Origin of the sequence: Gaetbulibacter sp. PBL-D1, from assembly GCF_050509525.1 — a bacterium.
Taxonomy (GTDB): domain Bacteria; phylum Bacteroidota; class Bacteroidia; order Flavobacteriales; family Flavobacteriaceae; genus Gaetbulibacter_B; species Gaetbulibacter_B jejuensis.
The window spans coordinates 75,891-88,015 of the sequence record NZ_JBNWKB010000013.1; the positions used below are offsets into that span (position 1 = coordinate 75,891).

General features: G+C 33.9%; 10 protein-coding genes. 3 read left to right on the plus strand and 7 right to left on the minus strand.

The annotated features are described in order from the left end of the window. Positions 1–286: 286 nt before the first annotated feature. Positions 287–2,104, minus strand: a complete 1,818-nt coding sequence (locus tag ACQ0RB_RS11830; protein WP_430498667.1) for a TonB-dependent receptor plug domain-containing protein — start codon at positions 2,102–2,104, stop codon at positions 287–289. A gap of 79 nt (positions 2,105–2,183) precedes the next feature. On the opposite strand from ACQ0RB_RS11830, the gene ACQ0RB_RS11835 reads away from it, so the two are divergent. Next, complete coding sequence (locus ACQ0RB_RS11835) at positions 2,184–3,677, plus strand: PLP-dependent aminotransferase family protein (RefSeq protein WP_430498669.1); 1,494 nt, start codon at positions 2,184–2,186, stop codon at positions 3,675–3,677. A 3-nt stretch (positions 3,678–3,680) separates the two neighbouring features. Here ACQ0RB_RS11835 and ACQ0RB_RS11840 read toward each other — a convergent pair whose 3' ends face one another. After that, a complete protein-coding gene (locus ACQ0RB_RS11840) occupies positions 3,681–4,094 on the minus strand; it encodes a DUF2007 domain-containing protein (protein ID WP_430498671.1) in 414 nt (137 codons plus the stop codon). 106 nt (positions 4,095–4,200) lie between these two features. Between ACQ0RB_RS11840 and ACQ0RB_RS11845 the strand changes: the two genes are divergently transcribed. Beyond that, positions 4,201–4,719, plus strand: a complete 519-nt coding sequence (locus tag ACQ0RB_RS11845; protein WP_430498673.1) for a DUF2975 domain-containing protein — start codon at positions 4,201–4,203, stop codon at positions 4,717–4,719. Between the two features lie 2 nt (positions 4,720–4,721). Beyond that, positions 4,722–4,928, plus strand: coding sequence for a helix-turn-helix domain-containing protein (locus ACQ0RB_RS11850; RefSeq protein WP_430498675.1), 207 nt, complete (start codon positions 4,722–4,724; stop codon positions 4,926–4,928). Between the two features lie 14 nt (positions 4,929–4,942). On the opposite strand, the gene ACQ0RB_RS11855 is transcribed toward ACQ0RB_RS11850, so the two are convergent. The 5 genes from ACQ0RB_RS11855 to ACQ0RB_RS11875 form a co-directional block, all read right to left on the minus strand. After that, positions 4,943–5,491: a hypothetical protein gene (locus tag ACQ0RB_RS11855; RefSeq protein WP_134198452.1), complete on the minus strand. Its 549-nt coding sequence runs from the start codon at positions 5,489–5,491 to the stop codon at positions 4,943–4,945. A 118-nt stretch (positions 5,492–5,609) separates the two neighbouring features. Continuing rightward, positions 5,610–5,903 (minus strand): F0F1 ATP synthase subunit epsilon, encoded by a 294-nt coding sequence (locus ACQ0RB_RS11860; protein WP_129759603.1) that lies wholly within the window; start codon positions 5,901–5,903, stop codon positions 5,610–5,612. A gap of 60 nt (positions 5,904–5,963) precedes the next feature. Beyond that, positions 5,964–7,472, minus strand: a complete 1,509-nt coding sequence (gene atpD / locus ACQ0RB_RS11865) for a F0F1 ATP synthase subunit beta (RefSeq protein ID WP_134198453.1) — start codon at positions 7,470–7,472, stop codon at positions 5,964–5,966. 169 nt (positions 7,473–7,641) lie between these two features. After that, entirely contained in the window at positions 7,642–9,297 is a 1,656-nt protein-coding gene (locus ACQ0RB_RS11870; RefSeq protein WP_238155762.1) for a G-D-S-L family lipolytic protein, read from the minus strand. 4 nt (positions 9,298–9,301) lie between these two features. After that, a complete protein-coding gene (locus ACQ0RB_RS11875) occupies positions 9,302–12,049 on the minus strand; it encodes a TonB-dependent receptor (protein WP_430498678.1) in 2,748 nt (915 codons plus the stop codon). Positions 12,050–12,125: the final 76 nt, after the last annotated feature.

Consider the following 12,125-nt stretch of genomic DNA (forward strand, 5'->3'; position numbering starts at 1 on the left):
AAAGTTTAGCCACCTTATAGACTTACATAGTCTTGGATGTTTTTTGAAATCTTTTTTGGATAGTGAATTATCCAAAATTTAGGAATGTCAATAGTATAAATTTAAGATGGTTAGTCTTGGCGGTTTTTAAACCATATTTTTTGAGCTCTAAAAAAGGAAGGTGTAAAAACTACTTTCAATATATCAGTAGTTTACAATTTAATTTTGTTACATTTTTGAAATAAATTAAAAAAAAAAATTCCTGTCTGAAATAGACAGGAATTACATTTAATGCGTTTACTTGTTTTTATCTAAAGTTATAACGCAACCCAAATAATACATTGCTTGGAGGCATTGGAACAAATCCTGACTCAATGTAATCTACATCAAAAATGTTGTTTGCAGTTACACTAAACTCAGCAGATTTTACTTTTACAATAACTGATGCATCCCAAACATTGTAAGTTTGTCCTGTAGTACGTTCGGCATATTTATAAACTATGTTTTGTCTTATATTTTTAAATAATTGAGAGCTAAACCTAGTAATGTATTGATGCCTCAAGGTATTTAATGAGTAACGTGATAAATCTTCGTTTTGATCTAAAATGTTATCATCTAGGTATGAATAGCCAAAGCCTAATGTTTGTTTATAGTCATTAATGTTGAAGTTATAGGCAGCATCAAACTCTAGTCCTTTGGTATTAACTTCGGTAACATTGGTAGCTGAGAAAGTGTCTTCAGACACGTCTGTTCTTAAATAATCAATTAAATTTTTTGCGTCTCTGTTGAACGCTGCAATGCTAGCTGTAAGTTTTGCTGAAGTATATTTAAGACCTACTTCTTGTGCAAAAGCTTCTTCGGGTTCTAAGTTAGAATTTCCTTGGGTAACAGGGTCGCTATAATACAAGTCAGTGTAAGTAGGAATACGATAGGTATATCCAATATTTCCGTAAGCTTTTAAACGGTCTGAAATGTCATAACCTATATCTAAACCAGGAAATGCATGAAACTTAAAATCGGAAAAGTAAGTTAGTGCAACACCAGGAGTAACATCTAGCTTATCATTAGCAAATTTAAATTGATGTTCAACAAAAGCTGTAGCCATAAAGCGGTTACGTTGTCCAAGGTTATTACTGCTAATGTAAACTTGGGATAAATCGATACCAAATCCTGTAACACCTGCTTTTGAAGTATAAGACGCATTGGCTTCAGCTCCTATTTTGTTTGTAATATGAAGGTTTCTGTAAAAACTAGGTTCTTCTCTACGTAGTAAAAAGAGGTCTTGGTTTCTTTTCCAGTGAACCCTTGGTTGTATCTTTAATTTGTTTGATGCAAATTTTGTTGTAAATGCTAAAAGGCTATTTTGAGTTTCTTCGTACTCAAAAAATGTTGGGTTTGTGGTGTAAAAATTTTGAGCACCAAACTTTCTATCCATAAAGGTAGCAAGCATTTCAATAGGTTTATGTTTAGTATTGAAAATACTTTTCAAAAAGAAATTGGTGTTATCATAATCGGTATTTGTGCGATATCCATCCGAAGTCATTTTTCCTGCATGTACTAGGTGTTGAGAATTTTCAAGCGAACTAGCAGCGGTTATTGAACCGTTAAGTTGACCGAAAGAACCTGCTTCTGCATTAACAGACACTGATGTGTCTAACTTATTTTTGGTAACAATATTGATGGCACCATTAAAGGCGTTTTGGCCAAATATTCTAGCAGCAGGACCTTTAACAATTTCAATACGCTCAATAACTTCTAGCGGAAGTGCAGCATTCATAGTGTGATGACCTGTTTGAGCATCGTCCATTTTTATACCATCAATTAGTAATAAGGTTTGATCAAAACCACCACCTCTTATGTACAAATCGGCTTGACTGCCTCCAGTACCACGACGTCTAATGTCGACTCCTGCAAATTGCTGAAGTAAATCAGCAACATTAGTTGCTGCACTATTTTTTATATCCTTACTTGATATAACAGTGATGGTTCTTGAGTTTTCTTTAAACGGAACATCGATTCGTGTTGAAGTTATTACAACCGAGTCTAGATTTTGTTCCTCTAGTTCTTGAGCTTGTATTGATAATGAAAAAATAAAAAGTACAGTAAATAAAGAGATTGCTCTCATAATATAAATGATTTTCGTGTTTTTAACGCTGCAAAAGTCGTAACTTTCCGGATCATTAAAATAGTCCAGTTTTAAAACAATGAGTAGTCCGGTTGAAGGCAATCTTAAATCCTTAATTACATTTGATAAAGCGTCAAGTACTTCGGTTTATATTCAAATTGCACAGCAAATGGTAAATGCTATACAAAGAGGCTATTTACATGAAGGAATAGCACTTCCAGGAACACGAAAATTTGGTGAGGTATTATCTATTAATAGAAATACAGCTGTTGCTGTTTATGATGAGTTAGCATCGCAAGGTTGGGTAGATATTGTACCCAATAAAGGAACGTTTGTACTGATGCCAGAGCAAAAAACGGCTGTCATTAAAGCAACAACGCAAAGTATTGAGCACTTAACAACATATCCTGAAACTACAGGTTTTCCGTTTCAACCGTCTTTCAATTTGGCTTCTACAGAAGAAACAACACAATGTAATTATGTGATTAACGATGGTCAACCAGATTTAAGGTTGCATCCTACGCATCAGTTTTCAAGATGGTATAGTGCTTCTATGAAACGAACTGCTTTAATTTCTAAATGGAATCAAACCCATGAACAATCGCATTTAACATTCAATATACAATTGTGTAATTACCTCAATGCTACACGTGGGTTTCATATAAAACCGCATAACATTTTAAGTACAAGAAGTACTGAAATGAGTTTGTACATTGTATCTCGACTACTTATTCAAAAAAATGACATTGTGCTTGTAGGCGATTTAAGTCACTACAAGTCTAATATGATTTTTCAACAAGCAGGAGCAACGCTAAAGACAATTCCTGTTGATGCTAATGGTATTGATGTAGATTTTATAGAAAGACATTTTACTAAAGGAAGCATACGTTGCGTTTATGTTTGTGCGCATAGGCAGTATCCAACTACGGTAACGCTTTCTGCAGAAAGACGTTTAAAACTGTTACAGTTAGCGAAGGTTTATGGTTTTGCTATCATTGAAGACGATTTTGACTACGATTTTCAATTTGATGGGTCTGCAATGTTACCAATGGCAAGTGCAGATGCTGAGGGTGTTGTTATCTATTTAGGACGATTGGGTCAATCGTTTTCCCCAAGTTTTCAAGCTGGTTTTATAGTAGCTCCTCAAACTATTATTAAAGAAGCGAACAATTACTTGCAAATTTTGGATAAGCAAGGTGATTTAATTCAAAAGCAAATGCTTGCAGAACTTATTAATGAAGGCGAGATACATCGTTTAATTAAAAAGAATATTACCATTTATAAAGCAAGACGCGATTATTTAATTTCTTGTTTACAACATCATTTTAGCGATGATTTGTATTGGAAAGTGTCTGCTGGTGGCTTAGCTATTTGGTTACATTTTAAACCTAGTATATCGCTTGCTAAACTTGCTGAAAAAACTAAAGCGCGAGATTTATTGTTGCCAAAAACAATACTGTATCAAAGCAAAACTATTTGCGCTATTAGGTTTGGCTACGGACATTTAAATGAAGATGAAATAACTGCAGTCGTTACTATTTTAAAAGAGTCTTACACGGCAATTAAAGGTTAGTAGTTATTTTATATCAAATTCAGTATTGCATTCCTCACATCTGTATTTGTCTTTTGCATAAAATGGGAGAGTACTAAATAAAAACCCTATCAAGAAAGAGAAAAACGATTTAAAATCTTTAATAGTTGAAAACAACATTACTTTACTACTATTGCAGTTAGGGCATTGTATAGCGTTACCATCGTCATCTATAGAATATTTATTAATGGTTTCTAAAATATGTTGTGCTTTTAAAGCATCTTTAGCGAGTACTTTTAGCTTAACACCACCAATAGCATTGCTAACCAAAGGATCAGTATCTATAGTTAAATAATCACTTAAAAAGACTTCAATACCTTCAGATTCTAAACGTCCTTTTATAATTTGAGCTTCTGTAGAATACTGAAATTTTGCTATTGTTTTAAAGGTTGATGACATATTTGTTTTTAAATTGATTATAAATATAGCTTTTTAGATTTTAGTTAAAATTATTGTTTTTCGATAATTTTTTATACATTTGTTATTGTTAAACGATAATTTAAGAATGAAGTCATTACAAGTTTTTAAAATAATGCATGTGATATCGTGGATTATTTTTATAGGATTAAGTATTAAGGCAGGTGCATTAATAATCTCATTTATTGTTAGCATTTTTGTGAATGAATTTGCGTCAAAGAACCTTTACCTTGGGTTAGATTTATTAAATGTGTACAACTTTAGTGTGTTTCATTACTCGAGCATAATTGTATTCTATATTCTTACCGCAATACTGAAAGCCTATTTATTCTATCTATTGATTAAAGTGTTTAGACATTTAGATGTCAACAATCCGTTTAATTTAAAAGTTGCAAAAACAATTACTAAAATTAGTTATGTTTCATTTTGTATAGGCTTAATTGCAGCACTAGCTTATGGATATACTATATGGCTTTCTCAAAAAGTGTTTTTTGCATTTAACTGGAATGCTTCAGGATTTCTTTTTATGGCTGGAGTTATATTTATAATAGCCTTTTTATATAAACTCGCTGTTGAATTGCAAACAGAAAACGAATTAACTATATAATTATGCCAATAGTAGTCAATCTAGATGTAATGCTAGAAAAAAGAAATATGAAGAGCAACGAGCTGGCAGAAATTATAGGTATCACTACAGCAAACCTCTCTATATTAAAAACAGGAAAAGCAAAAGCGATTCGGTTTTCAACTTTAGAAGCAATATGTAGAGCTTTGGATTGTCAGCCTTCAGATATTTTGGAGTATACTAAAGATTAAAACAATATAGGGTGTCACAGATATTTAACCTGTTTTGTTTCTCTATATACATCTTTATTTACCCACCTATGGTTGCCTCTTTCACGAGCGTCTAACAAATCAATGTTTAATTTATCAGAAAAAATAAAGGCCTTTTCAATAACTGAATCATAATCATCAAGTAAAAAAAGGTTTAAAAATTTATTGTTTCCATACCATAAGTTTACTTGGTAACTACCTCGGGAACTAAACATTGAAATGTAATTTAAGTCTTCAAGATTTTGCCATTTTTCATTATGATTAAATATACCTATAGCGTAGGAATGTTTTATTTTATGCTCACTGAAGTTAAAATGTATTGAATGTTGTGCTACAATTGGAGTAAAGCAATAAATAAGCGTTATGAAAATTAAAATAGAAAAAATAATCATTTTAATAATATCAGAAGATGTTAAGCTTTGAATAATATTACTACTAAAAAAGAAGTACATAAGACCAAAAAATGATGTAAAAATTAGTGAAAAAACAATACGGTAAAACCAAGGTACATTAGGTTCTTTAATTATAAATTCACTTTTATACATATTAGTAAATGTACTGGTTTAGGTTAAATTATGAGTCATGGTTATTTTAATTAAAGCTACATAAAAAAAGCCAAACATTATTGTTTGGCTTTTTAATATTAAGAATAAAGAAATGTAATTAGTCAGCTAATACAATTACTTTATTGTCTTTCATTTCAATAGTTCCTGAATTAATTTTCACAGTTAGTATTTTGTCATTATCGTTATGAGGAACAACACTTGCATGTAGCTCATCAAATACTAAATGACTTTGTGTGTGAGTGTGGATTCTAATAGTTCCTTCTTTTAAAAGCGACACGATAGGAGCGTGGTCTTTTAACATTTCAAACTCACCATTAACTCCAGGAACAACAACAGAATCTACTTCTGATGAAAAAATTGTTGCTTCAGGTGATACAATTTCTAAATACATAGTTTTTTAGTTTGCAGTTGCAGTTTGCAGTCAATAGAGACTGACTACTGCCAACTAATTTTAAGCTTCAGCTAACATTTTCTCACCAGCCTCAATCGCTTCTTCGATAGTTCCTTTAAGGTTAAACGCTGCTTCTGGTAAGTGATCTAATTCACCATCCATAATCATGTTAAACCCTTTAATAGTTTCTTTAATATCAACTAATACACCAGGAATACCAGTAAACTGTTCAGCTACGTGGAAAGGTTGTGATAAGAAACGTTGTACACGACGCGCACGAGATACAGCAAGTTTATCTTCTTCAGATAATTCTTCCATACCAAGAATTGCGATAATGTCTTGTAATTCTTTATAACGTTGTAATAACTCTTTTACACGTTGTGCACAGTCATAGTGCTCATTTCCTAAAATATCAGCAGTTAAAATTCTTGATGTAGAATCTAATGGGTCTACCGCAGGATAAATACCAAGCTCAGCAATTTTACGAGATAATACCGTTGTTGCATCTAAGTGAGCAAACGTTGTTGCAGGAGCAGGATCTGTTAAATCATCCGCAGGTACGTAAACCGCTTGTACAGATGTAATAGAACCTTTTTTAGTTGATGTAATACGCTCTTGCATTGCACCCATTTCTGTTGCTAATGTAGGTTGGTAACCTACCGCAGATGGCATACGACCTAAAAGTGCAGATACCTCCGAACCAGCTTGAGTAAAACGGAAGATGTTATCTACGAAGAAAAGTACGTCTTTTCCTTGACCGTCACCAGCTCCATCACGGAAATATTCTGCTATAGTTAATCCTGAAAGTGCCACACGAGCACGAGCTCCAGGAGGCTCATTCATTTGTCCGAATACGAAAGTAGCTTTAGAACCTTTCATAGCAGTTTTATCTACTTTAGATAAATCCCATCCGCCATCTTCCATAGAGTGCATAAAGTCATCACCATATTTAATAATACCAGACTCTAACATCTCACGAAGTAAATCGTTTCCTTCACGAGTTCTTTCTCCAACACCTGCAAATACTGAAAGACCACCATGTCCTTTTGCAATGTTGTTAATTAACTCCTGAATTAATACGGTTTTACCTACACCAGCACCACCAAATAATCCAATTTTACCACCTTTTGCATAAGGCTCAATAAGATCGATTACTTTAATACCTGTAAAAAGTACTTCAGTAGAAGTTGATAAATCTTCAAACTTTGGCGCTTGTCTGTGAATTGGTAAACCTGCGTCACCAGCTTTAGGTAAATTTCCAATACCATCAATAGCATCTCCAATTACATTAAATAGACGTCCGTAAACATCTTCACCAATTGGCATTTGAATAGGAGCACCAGTAGCAGTAACTTCTGTTCCTCTACTTAAACCATCAGAAGAGTCCATTGCAATAGTACGTACAGTATCTTCACCAATGTGAGATTGTACCTCAAGTACTAGAACAGAACCATCAGGTCTTTTAATTTCTAACGAATCATAAATTTTTGGAAGTTCAGCACCAGCTCCGAATTCAACATCGATAACTGGACCTACTATTTGTGCAACTTTACCTGTAACTTTTGACATTACTTATGTGTTTAATATTATGCAATTTAATTGAATGAAAACACCTATTGTTTTCGCGCTGCAAATATATGAGTTTTAATTTAAAAACTCTATCATTTTTTCAGGCTTTTTAAGCATAAAAAAACACCTTCAAGTTGAAGGTGTTTTGTATAAGATTTTTTAAGATAGTTTATTGAAGTGTAGGAGAGTAATTTGTTGGGTAATTTCCAATGTTTACCAAATTACCTGAAGCTTCAAAGTTTGAACCGTAAGTAGCATCAATTGCTTTCATAAATTCATTTGCAAGTAAAGCATAACCTCTAGATGTTGGATGTACACCATCTAATGAGAACGCTCCACCTGTAACTAAATCAGAAGTTAGTGTAAAGTCACCATCAGAATATCCGCTACTTGCTAATTGCATCATCAATGAGTTAGCATCAACAAATGCTAAACCAGCAGATGTAGCAGCAGTTTCAAGTGTTGCGTTAAAGCTAGCTGTTGCAGATGCGATTTCAGCTTGCTCTGTTGGGATTAGTACCCATTTGTCTTCTAAAGGTAAAGTAATCCCTTCGATTGCAAATTGACCCGCTAATTCGGCTGGTAAACCTTGACCTGCTAAAAAGCCAGCATAATCCATATTTACTTCACCAATCACTGAACTACTTGGTAAAACAAATAAGTCGTTTTCAGTAGCTTGTCTTGTTTGCCCATAAGTTTGCCCTAAAAGGTTAGCTACTAACTGTACAACAATAGGGTTACTACCATCTAAACCAAATTGTGCTATAAAAGCAGGGAATGTTGGACTTGCCATTAGTGCTCCTGTAATTTGAGCTGAAATATCATCTAAGCTTTCGTCTTTAATAACTACAGCGCTTGCTTCGGTTTCAGAAAAAACTATAGCTCTTTCAGGTTGACCTAAAGCAACATAAATTTGGTTTATAGCACCGAAAATTGAGTTTAATAATGGTATTTGCGGACCAAAATCTTCATTTGTTGGGTCTAATGGATTATGAGGTACTGTAGTAAAATGTGGTATTGAAGTCACATCAGGAATGTTAGCCATTACACCTTTTGCACCACCAGAAGTTAATGTGGTTACTAGGGTGTTTATAGCAAAATCAAAAGTGGCTTGGTCAGTTATTGCACTAGAACCATCGCCACCAGAGGTAGCATATCCTAAAACGTCATTGTTACCAGCCCATAATGTAAAGAAAGTTGGTGATTGCGCCATTGCAAGTTCTAATACACTTGCATCAGGAGTAGCACCTGTCATTCTTATGAAATATGGGTTAGCAGCAGCAGGGAAATTAGCGATGTTACCATATCCTGGAGCTATTAAGTGAAAACTAGCTGCACCAGGAACTCCCATATTATTAAAAGGACCAGTTGGGTTGTTTAGTAAGAAATCAGTTGTTGAAGTTACAGGACCAATAACATCTTCTAGGTCTTGTGGAGCTCCACCAGTAGTTACTAATCTAGGCTTAAATAGTTGCTCTCCAGTTAAAGGATGAAAAACAGGAGTTCCGCCTAATATAAGACCTCCAATATTATCATTCATTAATGGTTGAGTAAAACTTCCACCTCCAGCAAAAGCAAATTGAGTTGCTAAAATATTTGGAAGTGAGTTTTCTTGAGATGCAATGAACAATGCGTTGTCAGAAAATCCAGCAGTTAAAGAATTTCCTACTGATACATAGTTAGAAAAATCTGCTTCTCCAGCAGTTAAAGCTGGTAACTCCATTCCACCACCATTTGATGAATCGTCGTCATTTTCACAAGCTGTAAATCCTAATAGTACAGCAAGTAACCATATATATTTTACTTTCATAATATTCTTTTTCATGTTATTATAAGTTGTTAATTGTCCAAGATACATAGTACATTGAACCTATATTACCAGTACCAATTGCTGTAAAGTATTCATCTCCTAGAATATTAGTTGCTCCTGCTTTAAATGTAGATTTAAAAGAAGGTACTCTAAGGTTGATTTGAGCATCTAAAGTATGGTATGAAGGAATCTCTCCGTCACCAAAAGTAGCTTGCCAGTAATAGTTGTCACTCCATCTCCAAGCTAAGTTAAAACCAAAGTTTTTAAATAAATCGGTATTACCAAAACTAGCTTTTACTTTATGCTCAGGTGTGTTAAAGTTTGTTCTAAAATCAGGGAATTCGTCTTCATCAAAATCTTGCTTAGCATAAGTATAGTTACCGCTTAAATCAAAGTCACCAAATACTTTAGTAGAAACTCCAATAGATCCACCAAATGCATTCACATCTGCCGGAGAGTTTGTATAAGTTTGATATACTTTATAATCTCCATTTGCTACAGCAGCTAGTGAAAGAGAGTTGTCACCAACTTCACCATATAACGGAGCAATTACATTTTCACCTGAAATGAAATCTTGGTACTTGTTGTAATAAACACTTAAGTCAACAATCGTTTTGTTTAGTTTTCCACGATATCCTACTTCAAACGAAGTTACTTTTTCTGGCGTTACTAAATCAGAATTAGCAATCACTAAGTCTGCTGGGTTTTCTGATTGCGCAAATGCTTGAACAGATGTTGCAAGATATGAGTTTTCATAAGCAGCTCTACCTGATTGTTGAACTGTAGATGGTACACCTAATAATTGACCAGATGCACTAACGCCATATGTTCTTGTATAACGATCTAAGTTATCAGGAGCAGAACCAACTAATATTGCTCTACCAGCATCTAATCCAATAAATAAATCTTGAGTAGTTGGGTTTCTAAAACCTGTTTGGAATGACCCTCTAATGTTGTGGTTTTCATTGATAGTGAAACCAGCTGAAAGTCTTGGAGATAAGAAACCATCAAAGAATTCAGATTTGTCATATCTTATAGATCCTGTAAGCTTAAGTTTTAAATTCTCATTAAGGTCTAGTTGTTTTTGTAACTGAGTGTATAATCCATATTCGTTATAGTCAATATTTCCATCATAATCGGTATAAATTGTACCGAATGAATTTAAGCTATATTGTCTGTAAGAACCACCAACTTGAATTTCTATTTCATCCCAAAGGTGACTAAAGTTATAATTACCATCTACATGATAGTATTTAGAAGCATCTTGGAATTTTGATCCACTAGCAAAATCAGGGTTAGTAATTACATTATCAAATGCAGCTTGGAATTCTGGAGTTCCAGGTACTAATCTTCCAGTTTCAGCAGCAGCTCTAGCAGCAGCGTGTGCTTGAGTATCATTTGCACCACCTAAAGTTGCAGCAGCATATGTTTGTATGTATTGCCCAAACCAATCTTCATCACTTTTCCAACTTCTATTGATATTAATTCCTGTAAATACCATGTCATAAGAATCACCTGCTTTGTCAGATACAATATATCCTCTTAAAAAGAAATTATCGTTTTTAACTTCAATTTTATGTTGTTCCTGAGTAAACCCATTAATGTAATACCTGTTAGTTCCTTGGTAAATTGTTGACCCAGTACCTACTTTACCAACATATTGAATTTCGAAGTCATTAGCCCATGGACGATAGTATAATCCCCAATCAGCCTTTACACTTTCAGCATTATAATCAGTTAGGTCTTCTTCATTATAACCAGTTCTACTAACAACAACATCTGGAATTATTCCTAATCCTCCAGAAGCAGCTCTGATGTTAGTTGCAACCTCATCACCATAAACATTGTATCCATCGTAACCTAGAGCATCTCTTGTGTCTCCAGTTCCTGGTTTACCATTGTAGTTATTAGCAGCCCAATCGGTTCCTTTTAACCAACCAAAATTTACTTTAGCAGCAAACTTGTCGCTAAACTTATAAGCCATTCTTATTCCTGCATCTCTATAAGTATTGTCTCCAGCAGCATCTTGAGATGTCATACCTTGCTTGTAATATCCACTTATACCTTGATGGTCAAAAGGGCTTTTACTTCTCATAAATAGTATACCATTAAAAGCATTTGCTCCATATAATGCAGAAGCAGCTCCTGGTAAAAGCTCAACACTTTGAATGTCTGTTTCATTCATACCCATAAGGTTACCTATAGGGAAGTTAAGTGCAGGTGTGGAGTTGTCCATACCATCTACTAACTGCATAAATCTTGTGTTTGCAAAGGTTGCAAAACCACGAGTGTTAACAGATTTAAAGGTTAAACTGTTGGTGTTTACGTCAACACCTTTTAAGTTTTCAAGACCATCATAAAAATCTGCTGAAGCAGTATTCTTGATTTCTTTTAATCCAAAACGCTCAACTGTAACAGGAGATTCGAAAATTCGTTCAGGAGTTCTTGAAGCTGAAATAACAACTTCATCTAATGAGGTTCCTTCAACTAAAATAACTTCTACTGTTTGAGGGTTTGTGGTTATTTCTTTTGTTACTGTTTCAAAGCCAACACTACTTATTTGTATAGAAAATGGTGGCTCTTGATTGTAGGTTAGGGTAAATTTACCATCAAAATCTGAAATTGTACCTGTTGTTGTACCTACTACTATTATATTTGCTCCAGGTAATGGTTGACCGTTATTGTCAGTCACAGTCCCTTTCACGGTAGTTTGTGCAAAGGAAACAGCACAACAAAACAGCATAAAAATCTTAAGAATTGTTTTCATGTATAGAGAATTAGTTAATTTATTAATGGCAATATAAATAAATATACGAAATTTTAATGCGTTTTTTTAAAAAAGT